An 18,502-nucleotide genomic window follows, 5' to 3' on the forward strand; every position below is an offset into this window, starting at 1 on the left:
TGGGCTTCGTACTAGTGCGGTGCGGAGTCGGTGAGGTATCCGTTGTCGGCGTCGGCGGCGATGTGGTCGGCGTGACGTTGCTGCAGGTCGCCGTAGCCGCCGCCTCCGGGGGTTTGCATGCAGATCACGTCGCCCTGGTGGATGGAGATGTTTTCACCCTTGCTGATCATGGGGAGGGTCGTGGTTCGTCCGTCGAGGCGGAACCATGGTGCCGAGGTCGCACCGTTGTCGCCGCCGGCGCGACCGACGGGTGCTGTTTTGGCTTGGTCGCCCAGAAGGCTCATCCGTCCGGCGTCGCCGGTGTACTCGAATTCGAAGTGCACACCGAGTCCTCCGCGGAATTGTCCGGCACCGGAAGACCCGTCTCGCAGCGAATACTGGTTGAACCGGACGGGGTAACGCTGTTCCAGTATTTCGATGGACTGTACCAAGCCGATGCTCATCAGCGAGCAGCCGTTGGATAGTCCGTCTCCTGCCGGGTGTGCTCCGTACCCGCCGCCGAGGAAGACGTACATCACAAAGGGTTCACCGTCTTGGTCAGTTCCGCCGATCGAGAGGTTGTTCGAGGTTGCGGACGAGCCGGCTTGACTGCGGTGCGGAACCGCCTCGGCGAGTGCACCCATCACGGCCGTGATGATGCGTTGGCTTGTTTCGGCGGCGCATCCTGCGACTGGTCTCGGTGGTTTCGCGTTGAGGAACACCGATTCTGGGATGACGAAGTCGAGGGGCTCGAAGATTCCAGAGTTGATGGGAATGTCGGGAAAGATGTGTTTGATGGCGACGAGGGCGCTGGACACTGTCGCGGCATGAACCGAGTTCATCGGTCCCTCGCACGGCGGTGAGGATCTAGTGAAGTCGATAGTCATCCGCTCACTCATGACAGTGATGTCGACCGCGACGTTGAGCACTTCATCGGTGATGCCGTCGTTGTCCATCGTCTCGGTGAATTGATATGTGCCATCCGGTATGTCAAGGATCTGTGTGCGCATTTGGTCGGCGGATCGCTGCCGGAGTGTCGCGATGACCGCAGAGACCACCTCGGGTCCGTGCTCGTCGAGCAGTTCGGTCAGGCGGGTTTCGCCGGCTCGCAGGGCGCTGGCCTGCGCATCCACGTCGCCCATGACGTCGTCGGGGAGCCTGGAGTTGGTTTGCAGAATCGCGAGGATGTCGGTGTTGAGTTCATCGTCCACGAACAACCGTACGGGCGGTATACGGAGTCCCTCTTGGTAGCAGTCGCTGGCTTGTGATCCGAAGCCGCCGGGTACGCGGCCGCCCAGATCGGTCCAGTGTCCGGTGTTGGCCAGCATGGCGAACAACTCACCACGGTAGAAGAACGGTCGGACCATTTTGGTGTCCATGATGTGCGTCCCTCCGGCGAAGGGATCGTTGACCAGAAACGTATCACCCGGTGTGATATCGGAGACCGTGGAAAGTACGCTGGCAACGGTGAATTGCATTGTGCCGACGAAGATCGGCAACCCGCGGTCGCCTTGGACAATTACCGAACCATCGGTGGCGGAGTAGATTCCGTCGGCTCGGTCCCACGCGTCGGATATGACCGGGGAGAACGCCATACGCTCGAACACAGTATCCATCTCATCGGCGATCTGTTCGAGGCGGCCTCGGATTACGGCCAGCGTCAACGGATCTACGGATACGCTCATCGGTTCACCTCGACAACGAGGGAGAGGTCGCCGGTAACTACTGCCGAAGATTTCGGTGGTAACACGATGGTGGTGTCGGTTTGTTCGATTACGAGAGGTCCTTCCAACGTCTGGCCGGGTTCGAGAGTGTCGCGGGACAATACTTCGACGGAGGTAGTGAGGTTGTCGAAGACGATCTCTCGGAACGCCGGGATGGACGGCGCCCTACGGGGTGAGCGGTTGGCGCGTGGCAGGGGGCGTGCCCCGGTCACTGTCGTGCGCAGATTGATGAGCTTGATGTTTCGGGCAGGCGCGCGTCCGGTGTACGAAGTGGAATAGTGGTTGTAGAATGCCTCGGTCAGGGTTTCGGTGTCCCAGCAGCTTTCGTCGTTTCCCAGCGGAACTCGTATGGAGTACCTCTGCTTCATGAAGCTCATCTCCGCTACGTGTTCGACCGAGATCGCATCCGAGCCGAAGCCGTCGGCGTCGAGCAAGGTTTTGCCGGAAGCACGGTGGGTACTCAACGCGGCTTCGATCGTGCTCCGCACATCCGCTTCGTCGACTGGGATGTTCACTGCTGTCACGTAGTCGTACTTTGCGTCTGCGATCAGGCAGCCGTAGGCGCTGAGTGCACCGGGAAACGGCGGTATAAGCACGGTGCGGGCACCGACGGTGGCGGCGAGCTCGACGATGTGCATGGGTCCGGCTCCTCCGAACCCGACCAGGGTGAATCCTCTGGGGTCGTGTCCTCGATCGATGCTGACACTGCGGATGGCGGCGGCCATGGTTTCGTTCGCTATGCGGATGATGGCCAGTGCTGCTGCGGTCACGCTGAGGCCCAGAGGCTGGGCGATTTCCTTGCGAATGGCAGTTTTGGCCGCATCGATATCGAGCACGAATCCGGACTCGGTTCCCAATTGTTGTCTCGCCGCTATCCGTCCCAAGACTATGTTCGCGTCGGTCACCGTGGGCTGGGTGCCGCCGCGGCCGTAACAGGCTGGGCCTGGATCTGAACCGGCGCTTTCAGGGCCGACTTGCAGGATCCCTGTTCGGTCCAGGGAGGCGATGGATCCTCCTCCCGCTGCGACGGTGGTGATGTCGATCATTGGGACTTTGATCGGAACGCCGTAGTCAATGTTCTTCTCGTCGGTCAGTGCCGGTTTGCCTCCGGGGATAAGTGCGACATCGAAGCTGGTGCCGCCCATATCGCACGAAATGACATTGGGCAGGCCTGCTGCCGTGCCGAATGCCGCGGCACCGACGGTGCCAGCAGCTGGGCCCGAGAGCAGAGTGCGGACCGCCATTTCGCCGGCACGTCGAGCCGGAATCAGACCGCCGTTGGACTGCATGACCTGCACTTCGTGTCGGAAGCCGTCGGATTCCAGTAGGTTCTGCACGCTGCTGAGATAGTTGCTCATGGTTGCGCGGACGAATGCATTGGTGGCGGTGGTGCTCGCGCGTTCGAATTCGCCTACTTCAGGGCAGATCTCGTGTGATGTGCTGATCGGTACGCCGCCCATCAGCTCGCCGAGAGCGTCCGCCAGCCGGCGTTCGTGGACGGGATTACAGTAGCTGTTGAGCAGACATACTGCCACGCTGTCGATCTGCGCGGACTTCAATAGCTTTGCAAGAGAACGGACATCGTCGTCGGCGAGCGGGGTGATCACACGACCGTGGGCGTCGATGCGTTCGTCGATCTCGAACGACCGACTGCGTGGCACTATCGGGGTGTAACCGGCGGTCAAGCCGTAGGTAGTGGGCCTGTCGCGACGCCGTAGCTCGAGTACGTCGCGGAAACCTCGCGTGGTCACCAGAGCGCATCGATCACCCTTGCGCTCGAGGACCGCGTTGGTGGCCACCGTAGTGCCGTGAACGACCGCCGTGAGCTCGTCGAACCGGGTATCGAGCTGCCGCAGGCCTGCCAATAGACCCTCTGCCTGTCGGCGGGGAGTGGAGAAGACCTTTGCGATGCGCAAGTCTCCAGTCGAACGGTTACACAGAAGCACATCGGTAAACGTGCCACCGACGTCGATTCCAGCAATGAAGTCCATGTTGATCCCACCTCGTGGTCTTGTTCGTCGGTTTTCGATGGTCAATGCCGAGCCGCCATCAACGCGGTCATCTCGTCTGCACCCGTCAGAAGGGGTGGAACCCACTTCTCGATATCGAACCGCGTGCTCGGTCCCGCCACGCTCAGCGCTACTGCCAGTCGTCCCTGCCTGTCGTATACTCCCGCTGCCACGCCCGTAACACCGTCCGCGTATTCACCCACGGTCATCGCGTAGCGTTGGGCACGCACTTCGGCGAGTTCCGTCTTGAGATGGGATTTACTGCGGGTTCGGCCATTCGGGGCTGCACCTAGGTCTTCGTCTGGGAGAAGGTCGTCGAGTTCCGCTTCGGACAACGCCGCCAGGAACACCTTCCCCGAGGCGCAGTCCGTGACCGGCATGCGAGTTCCCACTCCGATGTCCGCCCTCAACACGTGACGAGTCTCGAACCGTTGCACCATTACCGCTTCGCGGTTGCGCAGAACTGCAAGGGACACTGCCTCACCAGACACGTCGGCCAAGTTCCGAGCGGGGCCTAACAATTCGCCACCGAACCTCGCTGCGTCCGGTACAGCAGAACCCACTTCGAACGCGGTGAGCCCGAGGAAATACATGCTGGCATCGTCACGAAACGCGAACTCCTGCTGCACCAGCGTCGAGAGCAACATGTGCGTTCCGCTCTTGGCGAGGCCGAGTTCGTTCGCGATTTCGCTCACGCCCATGCCTTGTGGATGGGCGGCCAACAAACGAAGCAACCGAAGGGCATTCGACACGGTGCTCGATGTTCTGGGAGTGTTTGACATATGCGAACGCCTTTCGTATGATTCAAACACTAAACTAGTGGCGTGGGTCACCTCCGTCAAGACATGTGATTGTTTTCCTGGGTTCGACCGATTCCTGTGTTGGCAGCTTCGGGCGGCGCGATCAGTGCCCGAATACCCTTGCCTCGGTCCATTCCTGCGTGGCTGCAACATATTTGGCATATGCTCGCGGGCGTAATTCGACTTAGCCCGAATCCGTGAGACCGTAATGGGTGTGACGGCGTATGAATGACGAAAGTGCCTTCCGTAGTGAGAGAATCGAGATTCTCAGGTCACGATTGTCCACATACGAAAAGGCACTTCAGTGCAAACATCGCACACGTTCGCGGCTGGGTCCGCGGTGTTCGACGAACACAATCGCGTGTTGGCGGCAGGGTTAGCGCTGGTCCTCGCACTCGCCTAACACGCCGGGCTGTCGGAGCTGATCGGCACCCATGTCGATCTCGCCTCCACGCGGGTCCCTCGGGAGCGGTGAACCCGGCAGGAAACTCACCTCGATCGTCGGCGGGATGCTCACCGGAGCGGACGGCATCGGCAATGTGCACACCATCCGCGCCGACGGCAGCCCGATCGTGTTCGACGAGACGTATGTGCCGTCGAGCTTGGGGATCTTCCTACGCGAGTTCACCTACGGACACAGCCTGCAGCTCGGGGCGGTGCTGCGCCGACACCCATCGGCCTCGCCGCTCGCGCACCCTGCTGCCCGGCAGTGGGTGTGAACGTCAGGTTCGGTGGATCCGGAATCGGCGTTGACTGTGGTGACGCTCCTCAGCGCGGGTGCCTGCTTCACACCGGGGTGTCGGCGACCAGGTGCCTGCTCTTGACTGTCATGGCGAATCCGCAGGCCATGCGGCAATGAGGTAGTCGATGAACATTTCCACGGCGGGCGGAATGCTGCGGTTGGCGGATCGGGCGAGCGAAATCTGCCGTGTGAGCGGTGGATCAGTCGGAACAATGACCAGGGTGAACCCGTCCTTGGGAATGGCTGACTCGGGGATGAACCCGTAGCCACCAAGGGCGGCTGCGAGCTCGGCAACTAGCTGGGTGGTATCGACTTCGGCGACCGGGGTCGGGTAGACCTCGCCAGCCGAGAAGAAACGTTGTGCTTCCAGCAGTGCGCCCAAACGTCGATGCAGCCCGATATAGGGCACATCCGTAAGATCCGCGGGGCGGAGCGGTGCCTTTTTGATCAGTGGATGATCATGCGGCAGAACGAGGTGCAACGACTCACGCATCAAGGGAATGTTGACGATGCCGTCGTCGGCGTAGCCTTCACAGATGGCCAGATCGAACTGGTCGTCGCGCAGACCTGCGATCATCGCCCCTCGCAGCGACGTGAACAATGACCACCGAGTGCCTGGATGCACTCGGGTGTAGTCGGCCATCAGTCGGCACAGGCGCGGGCCCAGCGACGGCAGGCATGTGAGGCGGATGACCGGATTTTCACCGGTGCGGATGCATTCCATTTCGAACGCCGCGTCGGCGATGTCGCTCATTATGCGCCGAGCAATCGGCAGCAGAGCGCTACCTGCAGCCGTCAGCTTGACCCGCTGGCCTGTCCGGTCGAGGAGCTGGACGCCGAGGCCGTTCTCCAGCAACTTCAGGTCCTGAGACACCGCGCCCTGGGTCTTGTAGAGCCGTCGGGCAGCGCCGGTCAGCGTGCCCGCATCGACGATGCTGATGAAGGTCTCCAGCTGCCGGAACTGCACCGATCGGCTCCTACCAGTGAAAATTGTGTCAGTGTCGAATGTGCAAAGTCTACCGGGTGTTCAACTCAGCTAATGACTCCGTTAGTGATTGGTGGTTTCCGGGGGCAGGCAGCCGCACTAAGACTGAGAAGCATGAAACTGCTCCTACTCGATGACCGCGACAACATTGCGGTCGCCGTCACCGACCTGCACAGCGGGGAGGTGACGAGCACGAACGATATTCGCCTGACCATCCGCAGCGACGTGCCGCGTGGACACAAGGTGGCGCTGCACCCGATAGCCCGGGGCACCGACATCATCCGGTACGGCGAGCCGGTCGGCGAGGCCACTTCCGACATTGCCTCCGGTGAGCACGTGCATGTGCAGAACGTCATCAGCAAGCGGTTGCCCGGAGGCCCTCGATGACCCAAATCACCGCCTATCCCCGCACCCAGGGGCAACCTGGTGCCCGAAACCACGTTTTCGTGCTCCCGTCCGTGGTGTGCTCGGCCCTCGTCGCAGCTGAGATCGCCGAGGCCGCCGGCGCGACCGCGGTGGCGCATCAGCACGGCTGCGGGCATATCGGGCCGGACATCGTGCAGACCCGGGCACTGTTCGCGGGACTGGCGAGCTCACCGAATGTGGCCCAATCACTGGTCGTCAGCCTCGGATGCGAGACCGTTCAGGGACGGGGCGTCGTCAAGGAGATCGTCCGGCAGGGCCGGGATCCGCACTTTGTCGGCATCCAAGACAGCGGCGGCAGCACAGCGGCGCGGGAGGAAGGCATTCGTATCGCGCAGGAGCTGAAGACGTTGGCCGGCGCCCTCGAACGCGCCGCCGCCGATGCGAGTGCCCTGACGCTCGGCATCGTCGCCGATCGCAAGGACGGCCGGGTTGCAGACCTCATGGCACACGCCGTCGCGCAAGGAGCCCGGGTCGTTCTTGCCGGTTCCCGGGACGCCGACCTGTCCGGCCTCGTGGAGGTGCCCGTCCCCCTGGCAGTGGGTAGTGAGCCAGGATCATCCTCGGTGAGCATGCTCGCGGAGGATCCCGGCGCCCAGAGTGCGCGCGTACTCGCGGTGGCGTCCTGCCGCCCGCAGGTGATCGTCGAATTCCCGGCGGAGAACCAACCGCCGTCGTCGATCGCCCTCGTTCCGGTCGTCGGTGTCGCCGCAGCCGGAGGCTTGCACGCGGCCATTCCCGGCGAGTTCGACATCGCCGCTGACGAGGGTCCTGTCGACATCTGGTCCGCCGTACTCGACGTTTTCTCAGGCGTTCCCGCGAAATCCGAACTGCGGAACTCCACCACCTTCGCCATTCCACGATTGCTGAGGACGATGTGACGACCGAACTGATGGGTTTCCTGAGGCCGGACGGTCGCTGGGGGTACCGCGACCACACCCTTGTCGTACCCGTGCACTCGGCCCTGTGCGAGATCGCCGCAGACGTCGCCGACTCCGCGACCGACGACGTCGTCGCGCTCCGGCACGAATGGGACAGCCCGCGCGGCCACGCGGACCAGGCCCGCGTACTGGCCGCCTTGCTGGGGTTCGCCACGCATCCCAACGTCGGCGCGACCCTGATCCTCGGAATCGGTGACGAAGTCGAGCTGTTTGGGCAGGCGTTGGCGGACGCGGAAAAGCCGCACCGTATCGTCCGGCTGGACCGGACCGGTACCTTCGACGGTTTGGAGATCGCCGCGAAGGGTGCCCTCGCCGAGTTGCTAGTGGAGAAGGTTCCCGCCGTCCGCCAGCCGGCGCCGCTCTCGGCGCTGTGTCTGGGGCTCGAATGCGGCAGCTCGGACGCCTTCTCAGGCATTACCGCGAATCCGGCGCTGGGGGTGGCGAGTGATCGTCTCGTCGAATCCGGCGGAACATCCATCCTCGCGGAGATCACCGAGCTCCTGGGGGCCGAGCATCTGCTGGCCAAGCGTGCGGTCACCGACGAGGTAGCAGCGCAGATCATCGAGGTGGTCGCCAGGTTCGAGAAGGACGTAGCCAGAATCGGCGTGGATCTGCTCGGCAGCCAGCCGGCTCCCGGCAACATCGCCGGCGGTCTCACGACCATCGAAGAGAAGTCGATGGGCGCCGCCCGCAAGGGCGGAACCGGCCCGATCAGCGGTGTGGTCGAGTACGCCGAGCGTCCCCCGGGACCAGGGCTGTACATCATGGATACACCCGGACAGGACATCGAGCAGATGGTGGCGATGGTGGCCGGGGGAGCACAGATTGTGGCGTTCACGACAGGGCTCGGCACCCCGACCGGGTCCCCGATCGCGCCGTGCTTGAAGATAAGCTCGAATTCTGATGTAGCGCAACGCCTCCCGGAATTAATCGATATCGATGCGGGTACGATCCTCGCCGGTACACCGATCGAGGAAGTCGGCCAGCGCATCCTCGACGAGCTCATCGAGGTCGCCTCGGGCCGGCTCACCAAGGCCGAGTCGCGAGGCAATCACGAGTTCGCGCTCAGCTTCATCAGACCCACCGGGGCGTGATACGAGGATAGGAACCGGGTTCGCGGGACACATATGACGTGCACGCCAGTGTCGGGGGTCGAGTCGAATGTGGCCTGTGCGCCGGATAAGGATCGATACGGGTCTTTCAAAGACCCGGCAGAAGTCGGAGGATTGACAAGATGACGGAGCTGATCCTTCCCGACGGGCCCATCCGCACGAGACGTACCGAACTGGTTCGGGCGCGCCCCAACGCGGTGTCGCTGGCACGCCAGCGTGCGCTGCGCGAGCAGTTCCTGTCCGACCCCGGCACCGTCGATTTGACGGGGGTCCGCGAGGTGATCGAGCGATCGTGGCGGCGCAGTGCAGCCTGTCTGGTCGATCCGGAATCGCTGCAGACACAGATGCGGGAATCCCGGCTCGACGCACCGTTCCTGCAAATCGCGACGCCCATCATGCAGCGGCTCGACGACATGGCGCAAGACACCGGGGCGTGCGTTCTGCTCTCGGATGCCTCAGGAGTGCACGCGCTGCGCATGGGGGATTCGGCGGCCCTCCGTTGGGCCGATTCCCACGCGGCGGTGATCGGTATGGGTGCGGCGGAGGAATTCGCGGGCACCAACTCCGACGGCACCGCGCTCGAAGAGGGTGGGACGGTGCAGGTGTGGGGTCCGGAGCACTACGCGGAAGAACTCCAAGGGACCTACTGCACGTCCGCGCCGATCCTCGACGGCCTGCGCAACCGGGTTCTGGCGGTGCTCACGCTGATGGTGCCGGAGCGAATCGCTCTCGCTTCGGCACCCGGAGCGCTCGCCCTACCGGTGGAGTGGGCGGCCGGCGAGATCGGCCGGCAGGTGTCCGATCGATTGACCTTCCGCGAGCAGGCCCTTCTCCGGGCGTATACCCGTGAGTCCCGATTGCGTGGCGGCGCCGCCGTCGTTGCGGTTGACGGCCGTACGACGATCGCGAGCAACCGGGCCAAGGAGATGCTGTCGAACAGTGACTTCGCGGTCCTGTCGGGAATCGCACGCCAGGTCGACGCCTTCGGCGAGGTGCGGGAGGAAATTGTCGCACTTTCCGACAACCGTACGTTGACGGTCCACGTGAAACCGGTGACGATCGACGGCCAAGTGGTCGGTGCGGTGATGCGGCTGTCTGAGATCACGGCCCAGTCCGCGATCGGCGGCTCGGCGGCGTCGCCGGCCGCGGTCTCGCTGGCCCCGCTCGACGATCTCATCGGAGCCAGCGCCGTGATGCGTCGGCTGAAGTCGGCGGCCATAGCCGCGATGACGCAGAGCGTTGCGGTGTGCCTGACTGGTGAGCGAGGCACCGGGCGCACTCACCTGGCCCGGCTGATGGCTGCGGCCCCGGATGTGGCGGTGATCGAGTGTGGTCCTGTCGATTCGCTGGGTCCTCAGGGGCGCGCAGCGGCGATAGACGCCGCACTCGCCGCCGGTCAGACCGTCGTAGCCAGAAACTTCGATCAGATGTCGCCCGAGGTTCTCGAACACACGCGGGACGCGCTTCGGGTGGCCGCGGATCGGGGAAAGCTCATTGCGACCGCCTACGAGATGGATGCCGGATTTTTCACCGACGCCATCGGTACCGTGCCGATCGAGTTACGACTCCCGCCCCTGCGGTCGCGGCGCGATGACATACCGCTGTTGGTCACATACTTCCTGACATCGTCGGACGCCGTTGCGACGCCGGTGTGCAGTGGCAGGCTCCTGGCTGCACTGGCGAATGCCGAATGGCCAGGGAACGTGGCGCAGCTGCGTGAGGTCGTGACGACAGCCGCCCTGCGCAACACCACGGGAACGGTGTGCGTTTCCGACGTGAACGAAGCGCACCAGGCCTCGCTCGCACGGGGGCGGCTCAGCCGTCTCGAGGCCGCGGAGCTCGAGCAGATCCGCCATGCACTGGCCGAGGTGGGAGGGAACCGGGCGAAGGCCGCCGATCTACTCGAAATCGGGAGGTCGACCCTGTATCGAAAGATGGAAAATTACAGTAGGAGAGGTTACGAACTCAGCTGAGACGGGGCGCTGGGGGGCCGTTGCGCGTAGTGCGCATGCGGCCCTTTTTGCTGCGCAAAGACCTAGCTCAGAGGCGTCCCATATTGACACAGTTGGGCAGCTAGGGCGGCTGCTTAGACTTCCCCCAGTCCGAAATACGAGACGTAGATCACTCCAGTGCGACGGAACTGCAATGTGATGTGGCGGCTCTTCTCAATCAGAACCCGGCGATACGGCGGATCACTATCCGCCGAAACGGACTGTCGGCCGATTCACTCCCGATGGGATCAGGTGGATATGAAAATGCAGGAACCCCAGGCAGCCTCGACGTTGCCTTCGAGCGGAGCTGAGGGCACTACCGCGCCCACGCAGCCGACTCGACTAACCGGAAATCTCGGAACGACGCCGTTGGTCCTCGGTGTCATGGCGTTTTCTGCTCCGATCGTCACGATTGCCGGCTATATGGCATTCGCCATCGACTTCGCCGGAGAACTAGCACCGCTGGTCTACCTCATCACTACCGCGCTGGTTCTCATCTTCGCGGTCGGGTTCACCACGATGACCCGGCGAGTGCCGCGCCCGGGAGCGTTCTACGCCTATATCACCGTGGGCATAGGCAGGGCCTTCGGACTCGGCAGCGCCTTTGTAGCAGCACTGTCGTACACAATGATCCTCGTCGGTCTCTATTGCTTCACCGGCGTAACCATCGCGGAGATGATCACGCTCTTCCACGGTCCGGAAACCGAATGGTGGGTATGGACGCTCGTCGCGTGGTCGATTGTCAGTGCGCTGGGACACTTCCACGTCGAGGTGTCGGCAAAGGTCCTCAGTGTCGTCATGGCGTTCGAGATCCTGCTGGTGATCGTCTTCAATGTCGCATCGCTGGGTCAGGGCGGGGTCGACGGTCTCTCGGTGCAGCCGTTCAACCCGTCAGGTCTGGGTGGCGTCGGAACCGGAATCTTCGTCGCACTTCTGTTCACCTTCGGCAACTTTGTCGGATTCGAATCGACCGCGCTGTACCGCGACGAGGTTCGGGAACCGGTCAAGACCATTCCGCGGGCGACGTATCTCGCGGTGATCTTCATCGGCATCTTCTACAGCGTCTCCTGCTATGCACTGATCTCCGCCTACGGGCCGAGCTCCCAACAGGTCGCGGAAGACAACCCGGCCGGCATGTTCAATGACGCTCTCGACACGTTCGTCGCCTCGAACGTCTCGATGATCGCGGCCGTACTGGTCGCCACGTCGTCGATCGCGGCACTGATCTCGACCCACAACGTGGCCTCGCGCTACATCTTCAACCTGGCCGCTGACCATGCGGTGCCGCGGTACCTGGCCGGCGTCCACCCCAAGCACCATTCGCCCTACCGGGCCTCGCTCACGATCGCGGTGATCGCGGTGATTGCCCTGGTCACAATCGCGGGACTGCCTGTCAATACACCCGTGGTGTACGGCGCGATGAGTGGACTCGGCTCGATGGGTGTGATGACTTTGATGGTGCTGGTCAGCATCGCCGTCATCGCCTGGTTCGCCCGCCCGCTCAACCGCGGCACCGACAGCGTTTGGAAGACCGTCATCGCTCCCATCATCTCCATCATCGCCATCGGAACGATCGTCGTGTTCGCGATGTCCCGGTTCGATCTCGTGGTGGGCGGTGAGCCCGGACAGTTGACGTGGCTGCTGGCGGTTCCAGGGACGGCCCTGGTGATCGGTATCGGCATCGCGCTGTACTTCCGCAGTGCGAAACCGGAGTACTACGACAATCTCGGACGCGCCGAACGCGGCGACGAGGACGCGGCCGGCGGAACGAAGCTGCAGGTCTGAGCGTGGCAAGTGCCCGTTCGGTGACCGAGGATCACTCTGTGATCCGACCCGCCGAACGGGCATTTCGCGATGTGCCAGATTGGCACAATTCACAGCATCCCAGTACAGGGAATCATCTAGAACACCGGTCGCCTGTGACGGGCGGCACCGGACGAGAGGAACGAAGCAATGGGTCGTGTCGAAGGCAAAGTCGCATTCATCTCGGGCGCCGCACGCGGTCAGGGCCGCAGCCACGCAGTGGCACTGGCGGAGGAGGGCGCGGACATCATCGCTTTCGACGTGTGTGCTCCCGTCGAGACGGCGCCATACCCGATGGCATCCGAGGAAGACCTGCAGGAGACGGTGCGTCTCGTAGAGAAAGCGGGCGGGCGGATTCTCGCCCGAAAGGCCGACGTGCGCGACCTCGACCGCCTCACCGAGATCGTCGATGAGGGAGTGGATCAGTTCGGGCGGCTGGACATCATCCTCGCCAACGCGGGCATCGTCAGCCAAGGGCTCATGTCGCAGATGACCGCCACCCAGTGGCAGGAGATGATCGACATCAACCTGACCGGTGTTTTCAACACTGTCCGGGCCGGCATGAACCAGATGATCGACGCCGGCAACGGCGGATCGATCCTGCTGACCAGCTCGGCAGCCGGCCTGCGAAGCATGGACAACATCGGACACTACGTTGCGGCCAAGCACGGGGTGACGGGGCTGGCCAAGGCACTGGCGAACGAGCTCGGCAAGCACAACATCCGGGTCAACTCCCTGCACCCGAGCAACGTCCGGACGGACATGCTCGTCAACGAGGGAAACTTCCGGATGTTCCGGCCCGACTTGGAGAACCCGCAACTCGAGGACGCCATCGAGGCCTACGGCACGATCCATCTGCTCGACGTCCCCTGGATCGAGCCGGAAGACGTGAGCGCGGCCGTGCTCTACCTGGTCTCGCACGAGGGACGCTTCATCACCGGCGCCCAGTTCACCATCGACGCCGGATTCCAGGCCAAATGACATGAAGCCGCAGCAGGAACGCGCTCAATGACGACCGCGAGCCGGGTGGGACAAACCCGGGAACTCGCCGAATTCGTCAGCGCGCTCACCCTCTCCGAGATACCGGACCTGGCCGCTGACCGGGCGCGAACGGCCATCGCCGACGTGATCGGGGTGGCACTCGCGGGCCGCCGGCACCACATTGGCGCGACCATGCTCGACTATGTGGAAGATCAAGGGGCACGCGAGGTCTCCGGCATACTCGGTGGCGGTCGCACGACCCCCGAACTCGCCGGCCTGGTCAACGGCACCTTCGCTCACGCCATGGATTTCGATGACTCGAACCATCCGCTGTACGGGCATCCCAGCTGCCATCTGGTACCGGCGATGCTGGCGGTCGGTGAAGAGTTCGGTGCCTCGTTCGGCGACGCGCTCACGGCCTACATCGCGGGATTCGAGGTCGACGCCGCCCTCGCCGGCGCGATGAACATGGCGCACTACGAGACCGGATTCCACTCCACCGGCACGATCGGCACCATCGGCGCCGCCGCGGCGGCGGCCCGGACAATGGGCCTCGACGCCGAGACGACACAACGAGCGCTGGGAATCGCTGCCTCCCGCGCGGCCGGAATCCGCGCCAACACCGGAACGATGACCAAACCACTGCACGCCGGAGCGGCGGCCATGAGCGGAATCCAAGCTGCTCGACTCGCCGTGCGCGGCTGGGACGCCGATCCCGCCGCTCTGGAAGCCGACCTCGGGTTCTGCTCGGTCTTCATGGGACGCGCCGCGGGCACCCCGGTAGAGTTCGCCGCGCAACTCGGTCAAACCTGGTCCCTCCTCGACCCGGTCGGGTTGGCGATCAAACCCTATCCCTCATGTGGCGCTTCGCATCCAGCCGTGCAAGCCGCGCTGACGATCCACACCGAACTCGGTGACGACGAGATCCGCCAGGTCCGTGTGGGGGTCAGCGCCCTCGCACCGAAGCTGTTGGTACACAGCACACCGGAAACCGGCAACGAGGCGCGGTTCAGCGCGCAGTACACGGTGGCGGCGGCATTGGTCCGAGGCCACCTCGAGCTGTCGGACTTCACATCGGACGCCGTCACCGATCCCGCCGTACGCGCACTGATGCGGCGAATGACCGTCTTGGTAGACGAACGACATCGCGACGGCACCGAGTTCCCGGCATCGGTGGAGGTGCATACCGCGTCCGGGCGGCGTATCGAGCGGACGGTCGAAATCGCTCGTGGCAAGAACGCGGACCCGATGAGCGACGCCGAACTGGAGGCGAAATTCATCGCCTGCGCCGGCCCCGCGAAGACCGCACTGTGGGCGGACATCCGAAAAGCCGCGCTCGATGTTCCGGTCGCGGAGATCGTCGCGTCCACGCTGTGATCGCGTGCCACTTTGGCACAGTTCGCGCCCGGCGGTGACTGTGACACTTCAAGTAGGTCAACAGTTCTTCGAGAACTACTCAGAACAAAGGGAGGAAAGTCGTGGATATCGGTCTTTTCATGGTTCCGTTTCGGCTTCCGGAAACGAATCTCCAAGACGGCTTCGACTGGGACATGCAGGTCATCCGGTGGGCCGAGGAGTACGGACTGTCGGAGGTGTGGGTCGGTGAGCACACCACCCAACGCTGGGAACCGGTAGCCAGCCCGGAGTTGTATCTGGCCGCGGCGATCACCCAGACCAGCCGCATCAAGCTCGCGACCGGCGCCAACGTTCCGGCGAACCACAACCCGATCGCGCTGGCCCACCGGTTGATGCAGTTCGACCACATGTCCCGCGGCCGCCTGATGGTGGGTCTGGGCGCCGGCGCGACGCGCGAGGATCTGCAGATCCACGGCACCAGCGAACCCAAGCCGATGATGGCCGAGGCCGTCGAGATCATGCGCAAGGTGTGGTCCGGTGAAGGTCCTCAGCGTCACGAGGGCAAGTACTGGACGCTCGACATCCCCGCCTACAGCGAGGAACTGAGCGGGCCGTTCTTGAAGCCCTACCAACAGCCCCATCCGCCGCTGGCCATGGCCGGACTGAGCCCCAACTCGGGCACCCTCAAAGAAGCCGGCGCAGCTGGCTGCCTGCCGATGAGCTTCGCGATCAACCGCGATTACCTTGCAGGCCACTGGCACAAGTACGTCGAGGGCGCCGAATCCGCCGGCCACAAGCCGAACCGCAACGATTGGCGCGTCGCCCACACCGTCTTCGTCGCCGACACCGATGAAGAAGCCATGGAACTCGCGATCAAGGGCGGACTCGGCCGCAGCTACCGCGAATGGACCTGGCCGTCATACGCGCGATCCGGCATGCTCCCCCTCATGGCGCCCGAGCTCGACGAGCACGATCCGGCAACGATGTCGCTCGAGTACTTCGCTGAAAATCATTGGCTCATCGGCTCTCCGGACACCGTGGTCGAGAAATTGCAGCGTGATATCGAGGTCTCCGGCGGCTTCGGCACCCTCATCGCCTTTACCTTCGACTACCTCGACCAGCCAGAGGCCTACCGGCGCAACCTCGAACTCCTGGGAACCGAGGTGCTGCCGCGTATCAAGAACCTCGAGCACGAGACCGAGTCGCTGGCCGAACTGCAGCAGCAGGTCGCGGTCGCACGCTGATCCGCACCACACCCCTCGTGTCCACCGAGCCCGGCCGGAATCCCCGGTGCGGGCTCATACACCGATGAACAATGACGAAAGGAAGTACACGCACTCATGACTTCCCCCACCGCCGCAGCTGCAAAGAACGCCGAGACGATCCGCGCGTTCGCCGAAGGTCAGAACAACATCGACCGCCCAGCGATCGAGGCACTGCTGACCGAGGACGCGACGTTCTACCCCGGGGCCCGCGACGCATCGTTCGAGGGCCGGGAGGCATTCCTCGATGCCCTGCTCGGCTGGCTGAACAACCACGAGAACGGTCGGTTCAAAATCCTCACCGAGATCTACACCGACGACGAAGCGGTCAACGAGTGGCGATTCGTGGCGAAGACCAAGGACGGCGCCGACGTCGATACGCACGGCATCGACTACTTCAAGCTCCGTGACGGGAAGATTCTCGCCAAGAGCTCGTTCCGCAAGGTCTGACGCAATTTCCGCGTCCGCGATCCGCCCCTGTCACCGACTCCCGGAGCATGCCATGACGAATTCCGCCCCCGACCTCATCACCGCACCCGACCTCATCACCAGACCCGATCTCTACATCGACGGGCGCTGGGTCCAGGCGACCGGAACCGGCACCATCGACGTGCTCGACCCGGCCACCGAGTCACTGATCGGGTCGGTGCCGAACGGAACAACTGACGACGTCGATCAGGCGGCTCGGGCGGCTCGGGCAGCGTTCGACTCCTGGTCGCGATTGTCGCCGCACGAGCGGGGCGGGTGGATCAGGCGGATCGCGGACGCGATCGACTCGCGGGCAGAGGAGTTCGCCGAGCTCATCTCCCGTGAGGTCGGCGTACCCCTGGCCCAATCACGGGCCATCCAAGTCACACTCGCGATCGGCGACCTGGCAGTGATTCCCGAGGCGATCGACGAAGTTGCCTGGGAGGAACGAATCGGCAACTCGCTGGTGCTGCGTGAGCCGATCGGTGTGGTCGGAGCCATCACGCCGTGGAACTACCCCCTGCACCAGGTCACCGCCAAGATCGCCGGCGCGCTCGCTGCCGGCTGCACAGTCGTGGTCAAGCCCTCCGAGATCGCCCCACTGAGTATCTTCCTGCTCGCCGACGTGATCGACGAGATCGGACTGCCGGACGGAGTCTTCAACCTCGTCTCCGGGGACGGCATCACCACCGGAGAGGCCCTGGTATCGCACCCGGACGTCGACATGGTGTCCTTCACCGGATCGACCCGAGCAGGTCGGCGGATCTCCGAGATCGCCGCAGCCGCCGCGAAGCCGGTGGCGATGGAACTCGGCGGCAAATCCGCCTCGGTGATCCTCGACGACGCCGATCTCGACGAAGCCGTCACCGTCAGTCTGTCGAAGTGCTACCAGAACGCCGGGCAGACCTGCAACGCACTGACCCGCTTACTCGTGCCCCGCGCCAAACTCGACGCTGCCGAAGCTGCGGCGGCCGCCGCAGCCGCCACTTACCGGGTAGGACAGCCGTTCGACTCCGACTCGACGATGGGCCCCGTCGCCAGCGCCGACCAGAAACGCCGCGTGCTCGACTACATCGAACGCGGAATCGCCGATGGCGCACGAATCGTCGCAGGCGGAACCGGAACAATCGACAGCCTCACTCCCGGCTACTTCGTCGCCCCGACCGTCTTCTCCGACGTCACCGCGGACATGGCAATTGCAAAAGAAGAGATCTTCGGACCCGTCGCGGTCCTCATTCCCTTCGACGACGAAGACGAAGCCGTCGAGCTCGCGAACGACACCGAGTACGGCCTCGGCGGGGCAGTCTGGTCCGGCGACCCAGACCGGGCGCTGGACGTCGCCCGCCGCATCCGCACCGGCCAGATCTCGATCAACGGCGGCGCATACAACTCACGGGCCCCGTTCGGCGGCTTCAAATCCTCGGGCCATGGCCGTGAGGGCGGCCGATTCGGCATCGAAGAATTCCTCACCTACAAATCGCTGCAGTTGTGACGCCGAGGGCCACACCAGCTGGCGGCCTCAGACCACGAGAACAGGATCTGCCCGAACATGGCATACGCAACCTATGAAATCGACGGCCGCCGTCGCGTCGGTGTCCTCGAGCGTTCGGATCACGCCGCTGATCGCTTGATACCTCTCGACGGCCTCGTCGAACTGGGCCCCAGCACCACTCCGGACGTCCTTGCCGGCGCCCGCCGGATCGACAACGAGGCCGTCGGGGTGGACGAGGTGCGTCTGTGTCCGGTCGTGCCCAACCCGGGAAAGATCATCTGCATCGGGCTCAACTATCACGAGCACGTCGGCGAGACCGGCCGCGATCTACCCACCTACCCGGTGATGTTCACGAAGTTCCCGTCGGCCCTCGTCGGCCCGTACGACGACATCGTGGCACCGCCGGAGACCACCGAGATCGACTACGAGGCCGA

15 protein-coding genes and 1 pseudogene are annotated in these 18,502 nt (G+C 63.8%); 12 read left to right on the forward strand and 4 right to left on the reverse strand.

The window, feature by feature from the left end; translation table 11 throughout:
- Positions 1-11: 11 nt before the first annotated feature.
- Genes QM841_RS39260 through QM841_RS39270 form a run of 3 tightly spaced genes read right to left on the reverse strand, consistent with a single transcriptional unit; the run spans position 12 to position 4,494 of the window.
- Positions 12-1,664 (reverse strand): hydantoinase B/oxoprolinase family protein, encoded by a 1,653-nt coding sequence (locus QM841_RS39260; protein WP_283336198.1) that lies wholly within the window; start codon positions 1,662-1,664, stop codon positions 12-14.
- Positions 1,661-3,694, reverse strand: a complete 2,034-nt coding sequence (locus QM841_RS39265; RefSeq protein WP_283336199.1) for a hydantoinase/oxoprolinase family protein — start codon at positions 3,692-3,694, stop codon at positions 1,661-1,663. The genes QM841_RS39260 and QM841_RS39265 overlap by 4 nt, the downstream gene beginning before the upstream one ends.
- A gap of 41 nt (positions 3,695-3,735) precedes the next feature.
- Positions 3,736-4,494 carry an IclR family transcriptional regulator gene (locus QM841_RS39270; RefSeq protein ID WP_283336200.1) on the reverse strand — a complete coding sequence of 253 codons (759 nt, stop codon included), beginning with the start codon at positions 4,492-4,494 and terminating at the stop codon, positions 3,736-3,738.
- A gap of 322 nt (positions 4,495-4,816) precedes the next feature.
- Here QM841_RS39270 and QM841_RS39275 point away from each other — a divergent pair.
- A pseudogene (locus tag QM841_RS39275) lies at positions 4,817-5,224 on the forward strand (IS1380 family transposase); the annotation flags it as partial.
- Between the two features lie 115 nt (positions 5,225-5,339).
- On the opposite strand, the gene QM841_RS39280 reads toward QM841_RS39275, so the two are convergent.
- Positions 5,340-6,221, reverse strand: a complete 882-nt coding sequence (locus QM841_RS39280) for a LysR family transcriptional regulator (protein ID WP_283336202.1) — start codon at positions 6,219-6,221, stop codon at positions 5,340-5,342.
- Between the two features lie 132 nt (positions 6,222-6,353).
- On the opposite strand from QM841_RS39280, the gene QM841_RS39285 reads away from it, so the two are divergent.
- The 11 genes from QM841_RS39285 to QM841_RS39335 form a co-directional block, all read left to right on the forward strand.
- Positions 6,354-6,626 carry a UxaA family hydrolase gene (locus QM841_RS39285; RefSeq protein ID WP_166680816.1) on the forward strand — a complete coding sequence of 91 codons (273 nt, stop codon included), beginning with the start codon at positions 6,354-6,356 and terminating at the stop codon, positions 6,624-6,626.
- Positions 6,623-7,543 (forward strand): UxaA family hydrolase, encoded by a 921-nt coding sequence (locus QM841_RS39290; protein ID WP_283336204.1) that lies wholly within the window; start codon positions 6,623-6,625, stop codon positions 7,541-7,543. The genes QM841_RS39285 and QM841_RS39290 overlap by 4 nt, the downstream gene beginning before the upstream one ends.
- On the forward strand, positions 7,540-8,697 hold the full coding sequence (locus tag QM841_RS39295; RefSeq protein WP_283336206.1) for a UxaA family hydrolase: 1,158 nt from the start codon (positions 7,540-7,542) through the stop codon (positions 8,695-8,697). Before QM841_RS39290 ends, QM841_RS39295 begins: the two co-directional genes overlap by 4 nt.
- A 140-nt stretch (positions 8,698-8,837) precedes the next feature.
- Positions 8,838-10,688: a sigma-54-dependent Fis family transcriptional regulator gene (locus tag QM841_RS39300; protein WP_283336207.1), complete on the forward strand. Its 1,851-nt coding sequence runs from the start codon at positions 8,838-8,840 to the stop codon at positions 10,686-10,688.
- A 402-nt stretch (positions 10,689-11,090) separates the two neighbouring features.
- Positions 11,091-12,491, forward strand: a complete 1,401-nt coding sequence (locus tag QM841_RS39305) for an APC family permease (protein ID WP_283336208.1) — start codon at positions 11,091-11,093, stop codon at positions 12,489-12,491.
- Between the two features lie 168 nt (positions 12,492-12,659).
- On the forward strand, positions 12,660-13,490 hold the full coding sequence (locus tag QM841_RS39310; RefSeq protein WP_133987868.1) for a mycofactocin-coupled SDR family oxidoreductase: 831 nt from the start codon (positions 12,660-12,662) through the stop codon (positions 13,488-13,490).
- A gap of 27 nt (positions 13,491-13,517) precedes the next feature.
- Positions 13,518-14,867, forward strand: a complete 1,350-nt coding sequence (locus QM841_RS39315) for an MmgE/PrpD family protein (RefSeq protein WP_133987869.1) — start codon at positions 13,518-13,520, stop codon at positions 14,865-14,867.
- A 101-nt stretch (positions 14,868-14,968) separates the two neighbouring features.
- Complete coding sequence (locus QM841_RS39320; protein WP_133987870.1) at positions 14,969-16,090, forward strand: LLM class flavin-dependent oxidoreductase; 1,122 nt, start codon at positions 14,969-14,971, stop codon at positions 16,088-16,090.
- A 96-nt stretch (positions 16,091-16,186) separates the two neighbouring features.
- Entirely contained in the window at positions 16,187-16,558 is a 372-nt protein-coding gene (locus QM841_RS39325; RefSeq protein WP_283336210.1) for a nuclear transport factor 2 family protein, read from the forward strand.
- A 52-nt stretch (positions 16,559-16,610) separates the two neighbouring features.
- Positions 16,611-18,068 carry an aldehyde dehydrogenase family protein gene (locus QM841_RS39330; RefSeq protein WP_133987872.1) on the forward strand — a complete coding sequence of 486 codons (1,458 nt, stop codon included), beginning with the start codon at positions 16,611-16,613 and terminating at the stop codon, positions 18,066-18,068.
- Positions 18,069-18,125: 57 nt separating this feature from the next.
- Positions 18,126-18,502 (forward strand): fumarylacetoacetate hydrolase family protein (locus QM841_RS39335; protein WP_283336211.1); only part of this gene is annotated, 377 nt, incomplete at its 3' end.

The organism is Rhodococcus sp. IEGM 1307 (genome assembly GCF_030056915.1).
GTDB classification, from domain to species: domain Bacteria; phylum Actinomycetota; class Actinomycetes; order Mycobacteriales; family Mycobacteriaceae; genus Rhodococcus_F; species Rhodococcus_F opacus_D.